General features: G+C 78.0%; 21 protein-coding genes and 1 pseudogene. 13 read left to right on the top strand and 9 right to left on the bottom strand.

From position 1 onward, the window contains the following. Window positions 1–55: 55 nt before the first annotated feature. The 3 genes from ACRYMY_RS14690 to ACRYMY_RS14680 are packed head-to-tail and all read right to left on the bottom strand — an operon-like array spanning window position 56 to window position 1,262. On the bottom strand, window positions 56–445 hold the full coding sequence (locus ACRYMY_RS14690) for a hypothetical protein (RefSeq protein WP_432547994.1): 390 nt from the start codon (window positions 443–445) through the stop codon (window positions 56–58). Window positions 446–501: 56 nt separating this feature from the next. After that, the gene (locus tag ACRYMY_RS14685) at window positions 502–888 is read right to left on the bottom strand and encodes a VOC family protein (protein ID WP_432547993.1); all 387 of its coding nucleotides are present in this window, start codon (window positions 886–888) and stop codon (window positions 502–504) included. Continuing rightward, on the bottom strand, window positions 885–1,262 hold the full coding sequence (locus ACRYMY_RS14680) for a VOC family protein (protein WP_432547992.1): 378 nt from the start codon (window positions 1,260–1,262) through the stop codon (window positions 885–887). The genes ACRYMY_RS14685 and ACRYMY_RS14680 overlap by 4 nt, the downstream gene beginning before the upstream one ends. A 90-nt stretch (window positions 1,263–1,352) precedes the next feature. On the opposite strand from ACRYMY_RS14680, the gene ACRYMY_RS14675 reads away from it, so the two are divergent. From ACRYMY_RS14675 to ACRYMY_RS14625, 11 genes and pseudogenes are all read left to right on the top strand, one after another. Further along, window positions 1,353–2,384: a helix-turn-helix transcriptional regulator gene (locus tag ACRYMY_RS14675; protein WP_432547991.1), complete on the top strand. Its 1,032-nt coding sequence runs from the start codon at window positions 1,353–1,355 to the stop codon at window positions 2,382–2,384. 42 nt (window positions 2,385–2,426) lie between these two features. Further along, window positions 2,427–3,179, top strand: a complete 753-nt coding sequence (locus ACRYMY_RS14670; protein ID WP_432547990.1) for a YceI family protein — start codon at window positions 2,427–2,429, stop codon at window positions 3,177–3,179. Between the two features lie 100 nt (window positions 3,180–3,279). Further along, complete coding sequence (locus tag ACRYMY_RS14665) at window positions 3,280–4,920, top strand: SpoIIE family protein phosphatase (protein ID WP_432547989.1); 1,641 nt, start codon at window positions 3,280–3,282, stop codon at window positions 4,918–4,920. A 29-nt stretch (window positions 4,921–4,949) separates the two neighbouring features. Continuing rightward, on the top strand, window positions 4,950–5,549 hold the full coding sequence (gene def / locus ACRYMY_RS14660) for a peptide deformylase (protein ID WP_432547988.1): 600 nt from the start codon (window positions 4,950–4,952) through the stop codon (window positions 5,547–5,549). Then, complete coding sequence (gene tsaD, locus ACRYMY_RS14655; RefSeq protein ID WP_432547987.1) at window positions 5,546–6,598, top strand: tRNA (adenosine(37)-N6)-threonylcarbamoyltransferase complex transferase subunit TsaD; 1,053 nt, start codon at window positions 5,546–5,548, stop codon at window positions 6,596–6,598. Before def ends, tsaD begins: the two co-directional genes overlap by 4 nt. 219 nt (window positions 6,599–6,817) lie before the next feature. Further along, on the top strand, window positions 6,818–7,549 hold the full coding sequence (locus ACRYMY_RS14650; RefSeq protein WP_432547986.1) for a TerD family protein: 732 nt from the start codon (window positions 6,818–6,820) through the stop codon (window positions 7,547–7,549). Window positions 7,550–7,622: 73 nt separating this feature from the next. After that, window positions 7,623–8,402, top strand: a pseudogene (locus ACRYMY_RS14645) (EamA family transporter); the annotation flags it as partial. A 219-nt stretch (window positions 8,403–8,621) separates the two neighbouring features. Further along, window positions 8,622–10,565 (top strand): acetate--CoA ligase, encoded by a 1,944-nt coding sequence (acs, locus tag ACRYMY_RS14640; protein WP_432548017.1) that lies wholly within the window; start codon window positions 8,622–8,624, stop codon window positions 10,563–10,565. Between the two features lie 274 nt (window positions 10,566–10,839). Continuing rightward, window positions 10,840–11,901, top strand: a complete 1,062-nt coding sequence (locus ACRYMY_RS14635; RefSeq protein WP_432547985.1) for an endonuclease/exonuclease/phosphatase family protein — start codon at window positions 10,840–10,842, stop codon at window positions 11,899–11,901. Window positions 11,902–12,261: 360 nt separating this feature from the next. Continuing rightward, window positions 12,262–12,696, top strand: coding sequence for a phage holin family protein (locus ACRYMY_RS14630; protein WP_432547984.1), 435 nt, complete (start codon window positions 12,262–12,264; stop codon window positions 12,694–12,696). Between the two features lie 26 nt (window positions 12,697–12,722). Next, window positions 12,723–13,637: an alpha/beta fold hydrolase gene (locus tag ACRYMY_RS14625; RefSeq protein WP_432547983.1), complete on the top strand. Its 915-nt coding sequence runs from the start codon at window positions 12,723–12,725 to the stop codon at window positions 13,635–13,637. Window positions 13,638–13,658: 21 nt separating this feature from the next. Here ACRYMY_RS14625 and ACRYMY_RS14620 read toward each other — a convergent pair whose 3' ends face one another. Genes ACRYMY_RS14620 through nth form a run of 3 tightly spaced genes read right to left on the bottom strand, consistent with a single transcriptional unit; the run spans window position 13,659 to window position 16,332 of the window. Beyond that, the gene (locus ACRYMY_RS14620; protein WP_432547982.1) at window positions 13,659–14,861 is read right to left on the bottom strand and encodes a MarP family serine protease; all 1,203 of its coding nucleotides are present in this window, start codon (window positions 14,859–14,861) and stop codon (window positions 13,659–13,661) included. Next, window positions 14,858–15,598 carry an NUDIX hydrolase gene (locus tag ACRYMY_RS14615; protein WP_432547981.1) on the bottom strand — a complete coding sequence of 247 codons (741 nt, stop codon included), beginning with the start codon at window positions 15,596–15,598 and terminating at the stop codon, window positions 14,858–14,860. The genes ACRYMY_RS14620 and ACRYMY_RS14615 overlap by 4 nt, the downstream gene beginning before the upstream one ends. Next, window positions 15,595–16,332: an endonuclease III gene (nth, locus tag ACRYMY_RS14610; protein WP_432547980.1), complete on the bottom strand. Its 738-nt coding sequence runs from the start codon at window positions 16,330–16,332 to the stop codon at window positions 15,595–15,597. Before nth ends, ACRYMY_RS14615 begins: the two co-directional genes overlap by 4 nt. Before the next feature lie 84 nt (window positions 16,333–16,416). Here nth and ACRYMY_RS14605 point away from each other — a divergent pair, with 84 nt between their 5' ends. Further along, window positions 16,417–17,130: a hypothetical protein gene (locus tag ACRYMY_RS14605; RefSeq protein ID WP_432547979.1), complete on the top strand. Its 714-nt coding sequence runs from the start codon at window positions 16,417–16,419 to the stop codon at window positions 17,128–17,130. Window positions 17,131–17,341: 211 nt separating this feature from the next. Beyond that, window positions 17,342–18,016, top strand: a complete 675-nt coding sequence (locus ACRYMY_RS14600; protein WP_432548016.1) for a Crp/Fnr family transcriptional regulator — start codon at window positions 17,342–17,344, stop codon at window positions 18,014–18,016. Window positions 18,017–18,139: 123 nt separating this feature from the next. Here ACRYMY_RS14600 and ACRYMY_RS14595 read toward each other — a convergent pair whose 3' ends face one another. The 3 genes from ACRYMY_RS14595 to ACRYMY_RS14585 are packed head-to-tail and all read right to left on the bottom strand — an operon-like array spanning window position 18,140 to window position 19,543. Continuing rightward, window positions 18,140–18,925 (bottom strand): MBL fold metallo-hydrolase, encoded by a 786-nt coding sequence (locus ACRYMY_RS14595; RefSeq protein WP_432547978.1) that lies wholly within the window; start codon window positions 18,923–18,925, stop codon window positions 18,140–18,142. Further along, window positions 18,912–19,385, bottom strand: coding sequence for a RidA family protein (locus tag ACRYMY_RS14590; RefSeq protein WP_432547977.1), 474 nt, complete (start codon window positions 19,383–19,385; stop codon window positions 18,912–18,914). Before ACRYMY_RS14590 ends, ACRYMY_RS14595 begins: the two co-directional genes overlap by 14 nt. A gap of 2 nt (window positions 19,386–19,387) precedes the next feature. Further along, window positions 19,388–19,543 carry a DUF4177 domain-containing protein gene (locus ACRYMY_RS14585; RefSeq protein ID WP_369052658.1) on the bottom strand — a complete coding sequence of 52 codons (156 nt, stop codon included), beginning with the start codon at window positions 19,541–19,543 and terminating at the stop codon, window positions 19,388–19,390. Window positions 19,544–19,658: the final 115 nt, after the last annotated feature.

Below are 19,658 nucleotides of genomic sequence, written 5' to 3'. Positions count from 1 at the left end.
GGCGCCGCCGCGGGACGACGGGACCACCGGCCCCCGCCCGCCCGCGCGCGACCGGTCACGACGGGGGGCGGACCTGCCCGGCGTCGGGGAACTCGGCGACACCGGCGTCGTCCAGCGGCGCGAGCTCCAGGTAGCTGAGCCGGTCCTCGTCGACGAACAGCAGGAGCAGCGCCCCCGGCGCCGACGCCTCCAGCACGACGCGCCCGTCGCCGCTCGCCGGGGTGCGGCCGGCCGCGTCGGTCAGCTCCACCGAGGGGCAGGTGCCGCACCCGCAGCGGCGCCCGGCGAGGGTTCCCGGCACCTGCGCCGACCACCGGGCGCGGTCCTCCGCGGTGACGGGACGGCCCCCGGCGGAGCCGGTGCCGCGCTCCAGCAGCGCCGTGAGCGCCCCGCGCTCGCGGTCGGTGAGCGGGCGGGGCGGCGGGGGAGGGGACGCCGTCGTCACAGGGGCATCCTCCCGCCGCGCCCACCCGCGGCGCGAGCCCCGCGGGCCGGTGGGGGTCAGCCCGGCGGCCGGTGGCAGACCGCCTCGACGTTGTTCCCGTCCGCGTCGCGGACGAACACCGCGTAGTAGTGCTCGTGGTACTCCGGCCACACGCGGGGCGCGTGCAGGACCTCCGCGCCCGCGTCGAGGGCCGCCGCGTGCACGGCGTCGACGGCCTCCCGCGTCGGGGCGCCCAGCGCCAGGTGCACCGGGCGCGAGCCGTGCCCCTCCGCCGGCGCGCACCACAGGTCCGGTCCTCCGCCGGGTCCGGCCAGCCCGACGACCGGACCGGCGGGCGTGGGGAACCGCAGCGCCTCGCGCACCCCCAGCGGGGCGAACACCCGCAGCCAGAACTCCGCCGAGGCCGCCGGATCGACGCACGGCAGGCCGACGTGGTCGATCACCGCGACCCCTCCCGCGGCAGTTCCTGCAGCGCCCACGCATTGCCGTCGGGGTCGGCGAAGAACACGAACCGGCCCCACGGCTGCTCGTCCACCTCCGTGCACCCGACCCCGCGCGAGAGCAGGTCCGCCCGCGCCGCGTCGACGTCCGCCACGACGCACTGCACGCCCTTCTGCGACCCCGGCGGCATCGTGCCGGTGAAGGAGTCGAGCACGATCGAGCAGGCCGACCCCGGCGGGGTGACCTGCACGAAGCGGGTGGCGTCGTCCACCCGCACGTCGTGGTCGAGCGCGAAACCGCACCCGTCCACGTAGAACCCGATCGCGCGGTCGACGTCGGTGACGGGCACGGTCAGCAGTTCGATCCTCACGTCCACGGTGTCCTCCTCGCCGTTCCTCCTGGTGCCGACGACGCTAGGAGCCCAACAGGACAGCTCCTGTCCTGGTGCGCTGCCAGGATCGGAGCCGTGTCGGGGACCACCGCGAGGGCGCTGGAACTGCTCGGCCTGCTGCAGACCCACCGGCAGTGGACGGGCCCCGAGCTCGCCCGCCGCCTCGGCGTCACCGAGCGCACCCTGCGCCGCGACGTCGAGCGCCTGCGCGCGCTCGGCTACCGCGTCACCTCCGTGCGCGGGGCCGCCGGCGGGTACCGGCTGGAGGCCGGCAGCGACGTGCCGCCCCTGCTGCTCACCGACGCCGAGGCCGTCACCGTCGCGGTGGGCCTGCGCGCGGCCGCCACCCAGGGCCTGGCCGACGGCGAGCACACCACCGCCTCGGCGCTGGCGAAGTTCGAGCAGGTCCTGCCGCCGGTGCTGCGCCGGCGCGTCAACGCCCTCGCCGACCACCTGCAGCCCTCCGGCCCGCGCGGGCGGCCCGTGCCCACCGACCTGCTCAGCCGCCTCGCGCTGGCCTGCCGCGACCGCGAGCAGGTGCGCTTCCACTACGTCTCCGGCAGCGGGCAGGAGACCCGCCGCCGCGTCGAGCCGCACGCCCTCGTCGCCGAGGCGCGGCACTGGTTCCTCGTCGCCCACGACCTCGACCGCGCCGCCTGGCGCACCTTCCGCCTCGACCGCGCCTCCGCCCTGCAGCCCACCGGGGTGCGCTTCGCGCCGCGCCCCCTGCCCACCGCCAGCGCCGCCGAGCTCGTCGCCCGCGCCGTCTCCGGCGCCGACCGCGCCCGCGTGCGGGTCGACGTCCACCTCGACCTGCCCCTGGAGGAGGCGCGCGCCCGCTTCGGCTGGTGGCTGCGCGACGCCGTCGCCGACGGCGCGGGCGGCACCCGCTGGCCGCTCGCCGTCGAGCACCCCGAGCAGGTGGCCACCGCCCTGCTGTGGATCCCCGAGGACGTGCCCCACCGGCTGTCCGCTCCCCCCGAGGTGCGCGCCGCCGTGGCGCGCGCGGCCCGGCGCCTGCTCGCCCACGCAGACCCGCCGGGTGGGTCCGACCCGCCGGACCAGCGCGGCGAGCCCGGCGAACCCCGGGGGCGCCCGCGCCGTTGACCCGGCAGGGGCCGCGACCGGCGGCGCGCGGGGGGAGGCACGGTGGCGCAGCAGGAGCAGCAGCAGGAGCAGCGGGGGACGGGACGCCGGCGCCGGCGCTGGCCGTGGGTGGTCGCCGCGGTCGTCGTGGTCCTGGTCCTCGCCGGGACGGCCCTGGCCGTCTTCGCCGGGCCCGCCCTCTACGCGCGGTTCGTCGCCGGGGAACCCGACGCCCAGCTCGCCCCCGCCGCCACTCCCACCGCCACCGCGACCGCCCCGGCCGCCGGGGCGCAGCTCGACGGCACCTGGACGGTCGCCGCGGGCAGCGTCGCCGGGTACCGCGTCGCCGAGGTCCTCGAGGGGCGCGACATCACCGTCACCGGGCGCACCGAGGAGGTCGACGGCGAGCTGACCGTGACCGGTGGCGAGCTGACCGCCGCCGTCCTCACCGTCGACCTGGCGAGCGTGGCCACCGACTCCGGCAGCCGCGACCAGTACTTCCGCAGCTCCGTCGTCGACGTCGCCACCCACCCCGACGCCGTCTTCACCCTCACCGGGCCCGCCCCCCTCGGCGGCCTGGAGGAACCCGGCGCGGCCGTGACCGTCGAGCTGACCGGCACCGTGTCCCTCAACGGCCAGACCCGCCCGGTCACCGTCCCCGCGGCCGTCGAGCGCACCGGCGAGGACGCGGTCACCGTGACCGGTGCCGTGCCCGTGACCTGGACGGACTTCGGCGTCGTCCCGCCCGACCTGGGCTTCGTGGCCGTCGCCGCCGACGGCGAGCTGGAGTTCTCCGTCCTCGCCGCCCGCGGCTGACGCGCCCGCCCGCTGTCCCCCGGTCGCGGGCCGGTCGCGGGAGGGCGGCGAAGCGCGCGATCACCTGCGCCGAGCCCGGACCGTCCCTAAGGTCGCTCCCGTGGCAGCCGGAGCAGCGGTCGACCCGCTCCTCCTGCGGGCGTGGCAGGAGGTGTCCGAGGGCATCGTCGTCCTCGACGCCGAGCACCGCTGGGAGGTGCTCCACGTCAACGCGACCGGCGCCCGCCTGCTGGAGCTGCCCGTCGAGCAGGTCGTCGGCCGCCCCTTCGCCGACCTCTTCCCCGACGCGGGCGGCGCCGGTTGGCGGGCCGCGCTGGCGCGCACCCGCGAGACCGAGGACCTCGTCACCTGGACCGGGCAGGTGCCCGGCCGCGAGCTCTGGTTCACCGCCCGCGCCCAGCGCGTCGACGGCAAGGTGCTGTGCGCCTTCCGCGACGTCACCGAGCAGCACCGCGTGGAGGTCGAGCGCGACGAGCTGCTGCGCACCACCCAGGAGGGCCTGGAGCACACCCGCCGCCTGCTGCGCCTGTCGCAGGCGCTGACCGCCACCGAGACGCTGCAGGACGTCGCCGACGCCGTCGTCGAGGTCGCCCGCCGCGAGTTCGGCGCCGCCTACGCCGCGCTGTCCGTCGTCGACCACGAGCGCGGCCTGCTGCGCACCCCGTTCTCCGGCGAGTACGCCGAGGGCGCCGTGGAGCAGTGGACCGACCTGCCGCTGGACGGCCCGGGCCCCGGCACCCTCGCCCTGCGCACCGGCCGGCCCCGCTTCGACGACGCCGCCGCCCTGCACTCCGAGTTCCCCGAGCTGGCGCACCGCTGGCGCGCCGCGGACGTGCGCTACGTCGTCACCGTGCCCCTGTTCGCCCGCGACGCCTCCGTCGGCCTGCTGACGATGGTCTGGCACGAGGACCTGTCGCTGGACGAGAACCAGCGCGCCCTGCTCGTCGCGCTGGCCACCGGCGCCACCCAAGCGCTGCAGCGCGCGCAGCTGCTCGCCGAGCGCACCCGCACCGCGCGGACCCTGCAGCGGGCCATGCTCACCCGCAGCCTGCCGCAGCCGGACGACCTGCAGGTCATCGCCCGCTACGTCGCCGCCGGCGGCGCACAGGTCGGCGGCGACTGGTACGACGTCCTGCTGCTGCCCACCGGCAGCACCCTGACCGTCATCGGCGACGTCGCCGGCCACGACGTGCGCGCCGCCGCCGCCATGGGGCAGCTGCGCATCGCGCTGCGCGCGCTGGCGGTGGACCGCGACGACGGCCCCGCGGCGCTGCTGACCCGCCTGGAGAGCGTCGTCACCTCCCTGGGCGACGAGCAGCTGCTGGCCAGCTGCCTCGTCGGGCGCGTCGAGCAGCGCCGCGACGCCGACGACCGGGACCGCTCGCTGCGCTGGTTCCGCTGGGCCAACGCCGGGCACCCGCCGCCGCTGCTCGTGCAGGCCGACGGGCGCACCCGGCTGCTGACGTCCCCGCCGGAGCTGATCGTCGGCACCGGCGCCGGCCTGGAGCGCACCGACCACCTCGTGGCCGTACCGGCCGGCTCGACGCTGCTGCTGTACACCGACGGCCTCGTCGAGCGCCGCCGCGGGGACCTGGACGCGGGCCTGCAACGGCTGCGGGCCGTCGGCGGGGTCCTGGCCCACCCCGACCTGGGCGCCGGCGTCGACGCGCTGCTGGCCGAGATGGGCGCCGACGGCGACGACGTGGCCGTCCTCGCCGTCCGCTTCCACCCCCAGGGCTGAGGCCCGCCCGCCCGCCTACGATCGGCGCCGTGGCGGACGAGGACCAGCACCAGCACGAGCACGACGGCCGGCCGGGCGAGCGGGAGCCCGTCGTGTTCGAGGGGCGCACCGGGGCGGTGCACCCCATCACCACCTACGGCACGCCCGTCCTGCACCGCCGCTGCCGCCCGGTCACCGCCTTCGACGACGACCTCGTGCAGCTGGTCGCCGACATGTTCGCCTCCATGGCCGCCGCCGACGGCGTCGGGCTGGCCGCCAACCAGATCGGCGTCGACGCCGCCGTCTTCGTCGTCGACTGCCCCGACGACGACACCGAGCGCACCGGCCGCAACGTCGTCGCCCACGTCGTCAACCCCGTCCTGCACCTGCCCACCGGCCGGCGCCGCCGCCTGGACGTGGACGGGGAGGGGTGCCTGTCCGTGCCCGGCGAGTACGCCGAGCTGGGCCGCCCCGACAGCGCCCGCGTCACCGGCGTCGACGTGCGCGGCGAGCCCGTGGAGATCGTCGGCACCGGGCTGCTGGCCCGCTGCCTGCAGCACGAGAGCGACCACCTCGAGGGCGTCGTGTACGTGGACCGCCTGCCCGCCGGGCAGCGCGCGGAGATCCTCGCCGCCGCGGGGCTGGCGTGAGCGCGCCCGTCGTCCTGGGCGTGGAGACGTCCTGCGACGAGACCGGCGTCGGGCTGGTCAGCGACGGCGTCCTGCTCGGCGACGCGCTCGCCTCCAGCATGGACGCCCACGCCCGCTTCGGCGGTGTCGTGCCCGAGGTCGCCGCCCGCGCCCACCTGGAGTCGATGGTCCCGGTGGTCCGCCAGGCCCTCGAGGCCGCCTCGCTGGACCTCGCCGACGTCGACGCCGTCGCCGTGACCGCCGGGCCGGGGCTGTCCACCGCCGTGCAGGTCGGGCTGGCCGCCGCCAAGGCGCTCGCGTTCGCGCTCGACCGGCCCCTGTACGGGGTGCACCACCTGGCCGGGCACGCGGCCGTCGACGTCCTGGAGCACGGGCCGCTGCCGCCGCGCTGCGTGGCGCTCGTCGTCTCCGGCGGGCACACGTCCCTGCTGCTGCTGGGCGACCTCGCCCGCGACCCCGTCGTGCACCTGGGCGACACCACCGACGACGCCGCGGGGGAGGCGTTCGACAAGGTCGCGCGCGTGCTGGGCCTGGCCTACCCGGGCGGTCCGGCGATCGACGCCGCCGCCCGCGACGGCGACCCGCGCGCCATCGCCTTCCCGCGCGCGCTCTCGCGCCCCTCCGACCCGCCGTACGCGTTCTCCTTCTCGGGCCTGAAGACGGCCGTGGCGCGCTGGGTGGAGGCCCGCGCCGACGCCGGCGGCGAGGTGCCCGTGGCCGACGTGGCCGCCTCCTTCCAGGAGGCCGTGGCCGACGTGCTGACCCGCAAGGCGCTCGCGGCCTGCCGCGAGCACCGCGTCGACGCGCTGCTGCTCGTGGGCGGGGTGGCGGCCAACTCGCGGGTGCGGGCGCTGGCCGAGGAGCGCTGCGCCGCGGCCGGGATCCAGCTGCGGGTGCCGCGCCCGCGGCTGTGCACGGACAACGGCGCGATGATCGCCGCCGTCGGGGACCTGCTCGTGCGCGGTGGGGCCCCCGCCTCGGGCCTGGACCTGGCCGCCGACCCCTCGGCCCCGCTGACCGGCGCCCTGCTCGCCGGCCCCTGGACCTGAGCGACCCGTCGCACTCGACACCCCCACCGTGATCTTGCACCGAGTCACACGCCTCGGTCGCAGGATCGTCGATCACGCGGGTCGGCGTGTGACTCGGTGCAAGATCACGGCGGGGGGCGGGCGCAGCGTCGCGGACGGTTGGGGCACGCTGGGAGGCGCGCGGGCGTTGCCCGTGCGCGGACCGGGCGGACCGGTCGCGGACGGACAGGTGGAGGCAGCGTGCCCATCGACTACACCAAGCGGCCCGGCCAGCCCGCGGAGAGCACCCCGGCGAGCGCGCCGGGCGGCGCCCCCGCCGGCGGGGTGAACCTCAGCAAGGTGACGCTGACGAAGGCGGCGCCGCGCGTCTCGCTGACCAAGCAGGGCTCGGCCGGCGGCACCCTGCGCGTGCACCTGGCGTGGAACGCCCGCCCCGGCCAGGCGCCCGCCCCCGCCGGCGGCGGGTTCCTCGCCAAGCTCAAGCAGGCCGCCACCGGCGCGGCCGGCGACGGCGCGATCGACCTCGACCTCGGCGCCCTGTACGAGCTCGCCGACGGCTCCAAGGGCGTCGTGCAGGCCCTCGGCAACGCCTTCCGCGACCGCGGCACCGGTGACCCCCTGGTGTGGCTGGACGGCGACGACCGGCGCGGCGGCGGCGGGGAGAACCTGTACGTCGACCTGCGCGACCCCTCCCGGATCAAGCGCGTCCTCGTCTTCGCGTTCATCTACGAGGGCGTGCCGAACTGGGCGGCCGCCGACGGCGTCGTCACCCTGCACCCCGCCCAGGGCCCCGAGGTCGAGGTGCGCCTGGACGAGCACGACGACCGCTCCCCGATGTGCGCCATCGCCCAGCTCGTCTCCGACGGGCGCGAGGTGTCCGTGCAGCGCGAGGTGCGCTACGTCCAGGGCGGCCAGCAGGCCCTCGACGAGGCCTACGGCTGGGGCATGCGCTGGCGCACCGGGCGCAAGTGACCCGCTCCTCCCGGCGGTGAGCGCCGGCACCACCGGTACGGCGACCGGGCGCGGCGACGCCGGCGCGGTCGCGATGGTCCTGGGCGCGGCCGCGTCCGTGCAGGTCGGCGCCGGCGTGGCCGCGCAGCTGTTCCCGCTGGTCGGGGCGAGCGGCGCCACCGCGCTGCGCCTGGTCTGCGCGGCGCTCGTCATGGCCGTCCTCGTCCGCCCGCGGGTGCGCTCGTGGACGAGGCGGCAGTGGCTGCTGTCCGCGGCGTTCGGCGTGAGCCTGGCCGCGATGAACTCCGCCTTCTACGCCGCCATCGCCCGGGTCCCGCTCGGGGTGGCGGTGACGTGCGAGTTCCTCGGGCCGCTGGCGCTGGCGGCCGTCCTGACCCGCCGCGCCCGCGACCTGCTGTGGGTGGTGCTGGCGCTGGCCGGCGTCGTCGCGCTCGGCCTGGGCGGCGACGGCGCGGGCGGGCGCCTGGACCCGCTCGGCGTCGCCCTGGCCCTGGTGGCGGGGGGCTTCTGGGCCGCCTACGTGCTGCTCAGCGCCCGGGTCGGCGCGGCCGTGCCCGGCCAGGGCGGTCTGGCCGTGGCCAGCGTCGTCGCCGCCGTCCTCGTCGCCCCGGCGGGCGTGGCCGGCGCCGGCGCGGACCTGCTCCACGTCCACGTCCTGCTGCTGGGGCTGCTCGTCGCGCTGGCCTCCTCCGTCGTGCCGTACTCCCTGGAGCTCGTGGCGCTGCGGCGACTGCCCGAGCACACCTTCGGCGTGCTGCTGAGCCTGGAACCCGCGCTGGCCGCCCTCGTCGGCTTCCTGCTGCTGTCGCAGGCGCTGCCGGCCTCCTCGGTGGCGGCGATCGCGGTCGTCGTCGTCGCCAGCGCCGGCTCGACCCTCACGGCGCGCTCGCGCCCCGCCCGGGCCGGGACGCCGCGGACGCCGCGGACGCCGCTGCTGTGGCGGGCGCCACACCGGCGCCGCCACCCGGTGCCACGTGCGCGCGACGGGACCCGGACTAACCTCCTGCACGAGCCGACGGCGGCGCCGGTGCCGCCTCGGCAGGAACCAGCCCGACCGCCGAAGGAGACGTCGATGACGACCACCGAGGGTCCGAGCCAGCCGGCGCCCGTCGCCCCCGACCCGCAGTTCGCCGCCGAGGCCGTCGCCGGGGCCGACCTGTACGAGGCCGCGGCCGCCGACCGGCTGGGCTTCTGGGCGCAGCAGGCCCGCACCGCCCTGGACTGGGACACCGACTTCACCGACGTCCTCGACTGGTCCGGCGCCCCGTTCGCGAAGTGGTTCGTCGGCGGCAAGCTCAACGTGGCCGTCAACTGCGTCGACCGGCACGTCGCCGCCGGCAACGGCGACCGCGTCGCGCTGCACTTCGAGGGCGAGCCGGGCGACCGGCGCACCGTCACCTACGCCCAGCTGCAGGAGGAGGTCTCGCGCGCCGCGAACGCGCTGACGGCCCTGGGCGTGCGGGCCGGGGACCGGGTGGCGGTCTACCTGCCGATGCTCGTCGAGTCCGTCGTGGCGATGCTCGCGTGCGCGCGCATCGGCGCCCCCCACTCGGTCGTCTTCGGCGGCTTCTCCGCCGACGCCCTGCACTCGCGTATCAACGACGCCGAGGCGAAGGTCGTCATCACGTGCGACGGCTCCTACCGGCGCGGCAAGCCGACCACCCTCAAGCCCGCCGTCGACGCCGCCCTCGCCAAGGGCTGCCCCAGCGTCACGAACGTCCTCGTCGTGCGGCGCAACGGCGAGCAGGTCGACTGGACGCAGGGCCGCGACGTGTGGTGGCACGAGGCCCTGGAGGCCGCCAGCCCCGAGCACACCGCCGAGGCGTTCGACAGCGAGCACCCGCTGTTCATCCTCTACACCTCCGGGACCACCGGGAAGCCCAAGGGCATCCTGCACACCTCCGGCGGCTACCTGACCCAGACCGCGTACACGACCCGCGCGGTGTTCGACCTGCGCCCCGAGCGCGACGTGTACTGGTGCACCGCCGACATCGGCTGGGTCACCGGGCACAGCTACGTCACGTACGGGCCGCTGGCCAACGGCGCCACCCAGGTCATCTACGAGGGCACCCCCGACACCCCCGACAAGGACCGCTGGTGGTCGGTGGTCGAGAAGTACGGCGTGACGATCCTCTACACGGCGCCCACCGCCATCCGCACCTGCATGAAGTGGGGCGAGGAGTACCCGCAGCGCCACGACCTGTCCTCGCTGCGCGTGCTGGGCAGCGTCGGGGAGAACATCAACCCCGAGGCGTGGAGCTGGTACCGGCGCGTCATCGGCTCCGACCGCACCCCCATCGTCGACACGTGGTGGCAGACCGAGACCGGCGGGCACATGATCGCCCCGCTGCCGGGGGTGACCACCCTCAAGGCCGGGTCGGCGCAGGTGCCGGTGCCGGGGATCGTCGCCGAGGTCGTCGACGACGCCGGCGAGCCCGTCGCCCACGGGCAGGCCGGCTACCTGGTGCTGCCGGAGCCGTGGCCGTCGATGCTGCGCGGCATCTGGGGCGACGAGCAGCGCTACAAGGACACCTACTGGTCGCGCTTCCCCGGCAAGTACTTCGCCGGCGACGGCGCCAAGCGCGACGAGGACGGCGACATCTGGCTGCTGGGCCGCGTCGACGACGTCATGAACGTCTCCGGCCACCGGCTCTCGACCGCGGAGATCGAGTCGGCGCTCGTGTCGCACCCGGACGTCGCCGAGGCGGCCGTCGTCGGCGCCAGCGACGAGACCACCGGGCAGTCCGTCGTCGCGTTCGTCATCCTGCGCGGCGGCCACGAGGAGACCCCCGACACCGTCGCGGACCTGCGCGCGCACGTCGGCAAGGAGATCGGGCCGATCGCCAAGCCCAAGTCGATCCTCGTCGTGGCGGAGCTGCCCAAGACCCGCTCCGGCAAGATCATGCGCCGGCTGCTGCGCGACGTCGCCGAGAACCGCGAGCCGGGCGACGTCACGACGCTGACGGACTCCTCGGTGATGGACTCCATCCGCTCCGGGATGACGTCCACCGACTGAGCGGTCCACCCAGCACCGCCCACCCGCCGACCCCCGCACCGCCCACCCGCTCCTCCCTGCCGTGATCTTGCTGGGAATCCCTGCAAGATCACGGAGGGGAGGGGGGCGCGGGCGACCGGCCGGCCGTCCCTCGCCGTGATCGTGGACGGGCGAGCCCTCACCCGTCCATGATCACCACGGGGACCGGGGAAGGGGAGGGGCCGGGCACACGACCTGCACCGCCCGTGCGCGGGGCGGCCACCCGCGCCGGGGCCCGCTGCGGCACCGTGGTCGCGTGCAGGAGGGGACGACCGGCCGGCGCCCGCGGGCCGGCACGGGGGCGGCGCTGGTCGTGGGGACGGCGGTGTCGGCGGCCGTGGGGGCGGCCGTCGTCGCCGCCCCGCACTGGTGGGGCCTGGGCGGCACCCGCCCGTTCGCGTGGGCGGTCTCGTTCCGCCTGCCCCTGGGGCTGGGCCTGGCCGGCCTGGCCGGGCTCGCCGGCGTCGCGGCGCTGACGGGCCGGTCCGGCGGCCTCCGCCGGCAGCTCGCGGCACCGGTCGCGGCGGTGCTCGGGGTCGCCGCGGCCGGGTCGCTGGGCGTCACGCTGGCCCGCGGCCTGTCCGCCGGCTCCCTGCCGCCCGCCGGCCCGGCGGACGTCACCGTCGTGGCCGCCAACGTCCGGTTCGCCTCCGCCGACCGGGACGCCGTCGCGGACCTCGTCGTGCGGCACGGCGCGGACGCGCTGTCCCTGCCCGAGGCCGACCTCGCCTACGCGCGCGACGTCGCCGCCCGCGTGGCCGCGGCGGGCGGGCCGCGGATGCAGGTGCTCTTCCGCACCGACCGCGGCGACGGGCACGACCGCTACGGCACCGCGCTGCTGGTCGGCGACCGCTGGGGGCCCTACCGCGACACCGGCGAGCTGGACGACGGCGTCAAGGCCGTCGTGACGGCCGCGCCCGCGGCGGCCGAGGGACCTGTCTTCGCCGCCGCCCACACCGCGGCCCCCGTCAGCGCCCTGCTGGAGGCCTGGCGCGCGGAGGTCGCCGCCGTCGCGGACTGGTGCGGTGCGACGCCGGGCGCGCTGGTGGCCGGCGACCTCAACGCCACGCTCGACCACCCCGGCCTGGCCGGCGCCCGCGGGTGCGTCGACGCGGGCCGCGCCACCGGCACGGGCGCGCGCGGCACCTGGCCGCAGCGGGTGCCGGCCGCGCTGGGCGCGAGCATCGACCACGCCCTCGGCCACGCCGCGTCGTGGGAGCCGACGGGGACGGTGGTGGCGGACCTGCCGGGCAGCGACCACCGCGCGGTGGTGGCCCGCTGGCGCCCGGTCGCCGCGCCGGGCGGCGTCACCCGCTGACCACGCCGGGGCGCGCTGACACCCCCGGACGGGGGACTTGACCCACCGTCTACCCACAGGTTCGTCGGTTCTCCCGCGCGCACGGCCCCGGGCCCCTACCGTCGTCAGTGGTCGGCCACGTCCCCCTGATCATGGACGACCGGGCGTCGCCGTCGGTCCCCCCGCCGACGGCGGCGCGACCCCCACCGGCACCCCCGCCGGCACCCCGCCCGCCCCGCGCCCGTGCGGTCCCTCGCGTGTCGCGGGACCTGCCGCTGCAGCGCACCCCGCGGACGCCTAGGGTTCTCCTCGCCGCGCGAGACCGCGACCGGCCCGGCTGAGCGCCCCGCCGCTGACCGCGGCGGTGCGGAGGAGGAAGTGATGGCGACCCTGCAGGACCGACCCACCGCGGCAGCCCCGGAGCGCACGATCGGCCAGCTCGTCGCCGACGCCACCCAGGACGTCTCCGCGCTCGTCCGCTACGAGATCGCCCTGGCCAAGGCCGAGGTCACCGCCGACGTCAAGAACGCCGGCCTGGGCGCGGGCCTGTTCGCCGTCGCGGGCGTCTTCGGCTTCGTCGCCTTCGTCTTCCTCGGCATCACCGTCGCCTACGCCCTGCACGAGGGCGCCGGCTGGCCGCTGTGGCTGTCGTACCTGCTCGTCGCGGTCGCCCTGCTGGCCGTCGCGGGCGTCGCCGGTGCGATCGGCTTCGGCCGCGTGCGCAAGGTCCGCCCGCCCGAGCGCACCATCCGCAGCACCAAGGAGACCATCGCCGCGGTCAAGGCCGGCGTCAGCGGCGCGGCCAGCACCCGCTGACCGCGCTCACCACCGGCCCGGCGCCCGTGGCCCGCGCCGCCACCGACGTCTCGGCCGTCCTCGTCGAGGGGCCGTGGCGGCACCGGCTGGTCGCCGCCCACGGCGCCCGCTTCCACGTCGCCGAGATGGGCAGCGGCCCGCTCGTGCTGCTGCTGCACGACTTCCCGCAGTTCTGGTGGGCCTGGCGCGCCCAGCTGGAGGGGCTGGCCGCCGCCGGCTACCGCGCCGTGGCCATGGACCTGCGCGGGTACGGGGCCAGCGACAAGCCGCCCCGCGGGTACGACACCCCCACGTCCGCGGCCGACGTGGCCGCCCTCGTGCGGGCCCTGGGCGAGCGCGAGGCCGTCGTCGTCGGCCACGGCGTCTCCGGGCGCACCGCGTGGGCGCTGCCGTCCCTGCACCCGGCCGAGGCGCGCGCCGTGGTGACGGTCGGCGCCGCGCACCCGCTGCTGTCGCGCTCGGTGCTGCGCGAGCGCGTCTCGCGCACCGGCGCCGGGGTGACCGGGGCCGCGCTGCGCCGCCAGGTGCCCGTCCTGCCCGAGCGCTCCCTGCTGCGCGGCGACGGCGTCGAGCAGGTGCTGCGCTCGCGCTCGGGACCCGGCTGGCCCACCGCGGAGGACGTGCACCGCTACGCCGAGGCCGTCCGCGTGCCCTTCGTCGCGCACTCGGCGCTGGAGCAGCACCGCTGGGTCGTGCGCTCGGCCGTGCGCGCCGACGGCCGCCGCTTCGCCGCCGCGCTGCGCCCCGGCACGAGCGTGCCCGTCCTGCAGGTGCGCGGGCAGCTCGACCCGACCGTCGGGCGCGCCGCCCTGGACGCCGCCGCCCGCTACGCGCACGGCCCGCACCTGGTCGTGGAGGTGCCGGGCGCCGGCCACTACGTGCCCGAGGAGGCCCCGGAGCGGCTGACCGCCGTCCTGACCTCCTGGCTGGCGCGCCTGTAGGGCGTCCGTCCCGCTCCCGGTTCAGGCCGCCGCGCACGCCCCCGTGGGCACCGCCGACGACCCGGCCGCGGCGAGCGCGGCGTCCATCTCCGCCAGCGTCAGCGCGTAGCCGGTGTAGCGGTCGTCCAGCGAGCGGGCGAACACGACGCCGGCGACCTCACCGTCCTCGGTCAGCAGCGGCCCGCCGGAGTTGCCCGGCTCCACCGTCGCGTACACCGAGTACACCTCGCGGGAGACGACCGCGGCGTCGTAGATGTCGCGGCCCTGCGCCTGCAGCACCTGCCGCACGCGGGCCGTGGCCAGCGTGTACGGCCCGTCCAGCGGGAAGCCGGCCACGATCGCCGCGTCCCCGGGCTCCAGGCGCTCGCGGCGCGGCAGCGGGTCCGCGTCCAGGCCCGGCACCTCCAGGACGGCCAGGTCGCGCTGCGCGTCGAAGGCGATCACGGTCGCCGGGTACTGCCGGCCCACGCCCTGCGGCTGCACGAGCGGGGCGCTGACGCCGGCGACGACGTGCGCGTTGGTCACCACGCGCGCCGCCCCGTCGCCGCGCTCGGCGACGAACCCGCTGCCCTCCAGGCCCCGCTGGCAGGAGGCCGCCACCCCGGTGACCTTGACGATGCCCGGCTGGGCGGCGCGCAGGCCCTCCGTCTCGGGCACGGTGCTGGCCGGCGGGTCCACCGACCGGATCGGCTCGGGCGCCAGGCCGTCGAAGACGCGCGGGAAGCCGCTGGCCTGCGCCGCGGACCAGAACTGCGAGAGCACCGAGGCGGTGCGCGCGGGCACGACCTGGTCGACGGCGGCGACGACCCGCGAGCCCGTCACGGCGGACACCACCCCGGGCAGGGGCGCGGTGCGGGCCGCCCCGGCGACCACCCACAGCACCAGCAGGGTCGCGACCACGCTCGCCGCGGCGCCCAGCAGGGCGTCCACGGCGCGCGCGGGCGCCCACGAGACCGCCCGGCGCAGCCGCAGCCCGACGACCCCGAGGACGAGGCGGCCCACGAGCGCCAGCGCGAGGGTGCCGACGACCACGACGAGGGTGCGCTGGGCGCCCGGCGCCCAGTCGGCCACCACCCCCGGCAGCACGAGGACGCCGGCGGCGGCACCGCCGAGCAGCCCGGCGAGGCTGAACAGCCCGACGAGCAGACCCTCCCGGTAGCCGGCGACCAGCTGGGCCAGCAGCAGCAGGACGAGGAGGACGTCCAGGACGAGGGAGGGCGTCACCCGCGGTCCCCCCCGCCGGGCTCGCCGCCCCCGCTGTCCCCGCCGGCCCAGCGCAGCGCCTCGTCCAGGGTCAGCTCCGGGGTGCCGGGGGCCTCGGGGACGTCCAGCCCGCCCAGGGCGAGCACCCGCACGAGCACCTCGGCGGTGAACCCCCACACCAGCAGCCCGCGCACGGCGAACGCCGGTCCGGTGTACCCGCCGGGCCCGCGCACGCGCCGCCGGGCGCCGGGCGCGTGCAGCTCGGTCAGCGGCACCCGCTCCACGCGCGCCACCTCGGCGGGGTCGCGCACGCCGACCGGGCCGGGCGCGCGCCAGTGCGCCACGACGGGGGTGACCGCGTGCCGCGAGTGCGACAGCAGCAGGGCGGGCACCTGCCCGACGACGTCGACGCCCGCCGGGTCCAGGCCGGTCTCCTCGGCGGCCTCGCGCAGCGCCGTCGCGGCGGGGTCGGCGTCGCCCGGGTCGGCGCGCCCGCCGGGGAAGGCGACCTGGCCGGAGTGCTGGCGCAGCGTCCCGGCGCGCTCGGTGAGCAGCACCTCCGGGCCGGCCGGGCCGTCGGCGAACAGCACGAGCACGGCGGCGGGCCGGGCGTCCGCGCCGTCGTCCAGGCGGTGCTCGGGCCAGCCCACGTCCTCGGCGCGCAGCCCGGGCAGCGCCCCGGCCAGCGGGCGCAGCCACCCCGGCAGGTCCGGGTGCGGTGCGGACGGCGGGTGCGGGGCGCGGCCGGGGGCGCTCACGCGGGGACCGCCGCGCCGGGGACGTCCGGGCCCTTGACGAGGCGCGCGGCGCGCGCGGGGTCCGTCTCGCCCACGCCGTACGAGGGGCACAGCCGGGCCACGGGGCACGCCCCGCACGCGGGCCGCCGGCTGTGGCAGGTGCGCCGCCCGTGGAAGATCATCCGGTGGTTGAACATCGTCCAGTCGCGGCGGGGGATCAGCCCGGCGAGGTCGGTCTCCACCTTCACCGGGTCCTCGTGGACGGTGAACCCCAGCCGGCGCGAGAGCCGGCCGACGTGCGTGTCCACCGTCAGGCCCGGCACGCCGAACGCGTCGCCCAGGACCACGTTGGCGGTCTTGCGGCCCACCCCGGGCAGCGCGACGAGGTCCTCCAGCCGCCCCGGCACCTCCCCGCCGTGCCGCTCGACGAGCTGCGCCGACAGCCGCAGCAGGGCGTCGGCCTTGGCGCGGAAGAAGCCGGTGGGCTGCACGAGCGCCTCCAGCTCCGCGCGGTCCGCGCCGGCCAGGTCCGCCGCCGAGGGGTAGCGCGCGAACAGCGCCGGGGTGACCTCGTTGACCCGCTTGTCGGTGCACTGCGCGGACAGGACCGTCGCCACGAGCAGCTGCAGCGGGGTGGTGAAGTCCAGCTCGCAGTGCGCGTCGGGGTAGCGCTCGGTGAGGAGGCGGTGCACCCTGCGGGCCCGCCGCGTCCGCGCGAGGGGTGTCTCCGCGCGCAGCGGGGCCGGTGCGTCCACGCGCCGAGGGTACGTCGGGCCGCCCCGCGCCCGGACGGTCGGCCGGTGGCGGGGCGTGGCCGCCCGCGCGGGCGGGTGAGGCGCGTGGACCGGGAGGGTGAGCCGACCACCCGCGCGGTCAAGGCGGGCGGTGCCGGCGACGACGTGGACCTCGTGGAACACCCCGGACCCGCCGTCCCCGGCGACGACGCGCCCCCGCTCGAGGTGGCGGACGCGCCGGACGCCCCGCCGGCGACCCCGCTGGTGCTCCCGCCGGCGTCACCGCTGGACGCCCCGGCGGCCTCCGCGGAGCCGCGGAGCGCCACGGTCGCCGGGCCGGCCGGGCGCACCGGCGGCGGCGTCGGGGCGGCGCGCCGGGCCGTGCGCGTCGCGCGCGCCGAGCTGGACGCGCTGCCGCTGCCGCTGCTGCGCCGCCGCCGCGACCTGCTCGGCGACGAGGTGCGCCGGGTGGGCCACTGGGCCCGGCTGGTGCGCGCGCGCCGGGACCTGCTCGTCGCCGGTGTCGTGGAGCTGGAGGACCTGCGGGTGCCCGTGGAGGCGGCGGCCGGCGGCGGTCCCGTCGAGCGGTGGCTGGCCGCCCGCGGCGGGCCGCTGGCCGACCCCGGCGCGGGCCTGCGCGCGCTGGTCGGGGTGCGCCCGGCCGAGGCGGACGGGCGCAGCAGCGAGGAGCTCGCCCGGGCCTCGCGCACGCTGCGGCTGCTGGAGGACTACGGCGCCGCCCTGGAGGAGGAGCTGGCCGTCGTCGCGCAGGCCCTGGGCGCCCGCCCGCTGCCGGTGCGGCGCCCGCCCGCCGGCTGACCCCCCGCCGGGTCCGTCCGCGTCCTCCCGGCCCCTCCGCCGGGGGACGGCGCCCGCGCAGCGGCGAGCCCGATCGTGAGACGTGCGGCACACTGGCAGCGCGTCGAGACCACCGGCCACGCACGGGCGTGGCGGCCCGGCGCCGGCACGGAGGGGAGCACGGGTGAGCCAGGGCCAGGGGGACGCGGCGGTCGACGCGGGCGGGGACACGCTGAGCGACGTCGTGCGCCGGGCGCCGCTGTTCGCCGCGCTGGACGAGCCGGCCGCGGCGGAGCTGCTGCGGTCCATGGAGCCGGTGCACCTCGAGCGCGGTGAGCAGGTGTTCGCCGAGGGCGACCCGGGCGACCGCGTCTACGTCGTGCGCTCGGGCAAGATCAAGCTGGTGCGCCGCTGGCCGGACGGCCGGGAGAACCTGCTCGCGGTCCTGGGGCCGGGGGAGATGTTCGGCGAGCTGTCCCTGTTCGACCCGGGCCCGCGCACCAGCTCGGCGCGCGCCGTGTCCGAGTCGGACCTCGTGGCCCTGAACCACGAGGAGATGATGGCCTGGCTGCAGCGGCGCCCCGAGGTCGCCAAGCACCTGCTGCAGGCCCTCGCCCAGCGGCTGCGCCGCACCAACGTGGCGCTGGCCGACCTCGTCTTCACCGACGTGCCCGGTCGCGTCGCCAAGGCGCTGCTGGACCTGTCGCGCCGCTTCGGGCGGCCCATCGCCGACGGCCTGCTGGTGGCGCACGACCTGACGCAGGAGGAGCTGGCGCAGCTGGTCGGCGCCTCGCGCGAGACGGTGAACAAGGCGCTGGCCGACTTCGCCTCGCGCGGCTGGCTGCGCCTGGAGGCCCGCGCCGTCGTCCTGCACGACGTCGACCGCCTGGCCCGCCGCGCCCGCTGACCCCGCGGGGACCCGCCCCACCCACCCCGCCGTGATCTTGCACTGAGTCACACCCGTCCTGCCGGCGCCACGACCCGGCAGGACGGGTGTGACTCAGTGCAAGATCACGGCGGGGTGATGGGGTCAGGCCGGCAGGCGGAGGTCGAGGTGGCGCAGCTGCGCCTCGACCGACCAGCGCGCCGCGCGGGCCAGGGGCTCCGGCAGCGGCCCGTGCACGGCCAGGACCACGGCCGCGACCGTCCCCGCGCCCGCGTCGACCGCCGCGCGCACCTGCTCCAGCCGCTGCAGCCGGTGGTCCAGCTGCTCGCGCACGACCGCCCGGCCGTCGCGGCGGGCGGGGCCGTGACCGGGCAGCAGGACCTCCGCGTCCGGCTCGGTGGCCAGCCGTCCCAGCGAGCGCAGGTGGTCGCCCAGGTCGCCGTCGGGACCCACGACGGTGCTGCCGCGGCCCAGGACGACGTCCCCGGACAGCAGCGCCCGGTCCGCGGGCACCAGCACCGACAGCGAGTCGGCGGTGTGGCCGGGGGTGCGCAGGAACCGCAGGAGGAGCCCGCCGACCTCGCGCTCCTCGCCGTCGGCCACGTCGGCCCGGCCGACGACCTCCGCGCCCGGGCACGCGGCCAGCAGCGCGGGCAGGGCGCCGGTGTGGTCGGCGTGGTGGTGGGTGAGCACGACGAGCGCGCACCGCAGGCCCCGCCCGGCCAGGTGGGCCAGGACGGCGTCGCGGTGCGCGCCGGTGGACGGGCCGTCCTGGCCGGGGTCCACGACGACGGCGTCGCGCGCCCCCGGCTCGGCGAGGACCCAGGTGTTCGTGCCGTCCAGCGTCAGCGGGCCGGGGTTGTCCTGCAGGACGCAGGTGGCCCGGTCGGTGACCGGGCCACCGCGCCAGGGCGCGTCAGGAGCGGACACGCACCGTGATCTCGACCTCGACGGGTGCGTCGAGGGGCAGCACCGCGACCCCCACGGCGCTGCGGGCGTGCTGGCCCGCGTCCCCGAAGACCTCGTGCAGCAGCTGGCTGGCGCCGTTGACGACACCGGGCTGGCCCGTGAACGCCGGGTCGCTGGCCACGAAGCCCGTCACCTTCACGACGCGCTCGACCGCGTCGAGGCCACCGGCGACGCTCGCGGCGGCGGCCAGGGCGTTCAGCGCGCAGGTGCGGGCCAGCTCGGCGGCCGTGCCGGGGTCGACGCTCCCGTCGCCCTGCCCGACCTTGCCGGTGACGGGCAGCTGCCCGCCGGTCACCGGCAGCTGCCCGGAGGTGTGCACGAGGTCGCCCTCGCGCACCGCCGGCACGTACGCGGCCAGCGGCGCGACGACCTCGGGCAGCTGCAGGCCGAGCGCGGCCAGCCGCTCGCTGGGGGAGGTCACCCTCAGCCCTTGGGGCGCTTGAGGTAGGCGACGAGCCCGTTGCCGTCCGGGCCCGTCACGACCTGCACGAGCTCCCAGCCGTCGGACCCCCACTGGTCCAGGATCTGCTTGGTCGCGTGGACGATGAGGGGGACGGTCGCGTACTCCCAGGTGGTCATGGCGGCCACCGTAGTGGGGGGGGGGGGGGGGGGGGGGGGGGGGGGGGGGGGGGGGGGGCGGGGGGGGGGGGGGGGGGGGGGGGGGGGGGGGGGGGGGGGGGGGGGGGGGGGGGGG

Origin of the sequence: Kineococcus haloalkalitolerans (genome assembly GCF_050871905.1) — a bacterium.
In the GTDB taxonomy this organism is placed as follows: domain Bacteria; phylum Actinomycetota; class Actinomycetes; order Actinomycetales; family Kineococcaceae; genus Kineococcus.
Note: the sequence above shows the minus strand (reverse complement) of the source record. Positions and strands in the feature narration are given on the sequence as shown.

Excerpts from the sequence above, each read along its gene's own strand:
- ACRYMY_RS14585 (WP_369052658.1), bottom strand. The coding sequence starts at position 19,543 with ATGACCACCTGGGAGTACGCGACCGTCCCCCTCATCGTCCACGCGACC.
- acs (WP_432548017.1), top strand. The coding sequence starts at position 8,622 with ATGACGACCACCGAGGGTCCGAGCCAGCCGGCGCCCGTCGCCCCCGAC.
- ACRYMY_RS14630 (WP_432547984.1), top strand. The coding sequence starts at position 12,262 with ATGGCGACCCTGCAGGACCGACCCACCGCGGCAGCCCCGGAGCGCACG.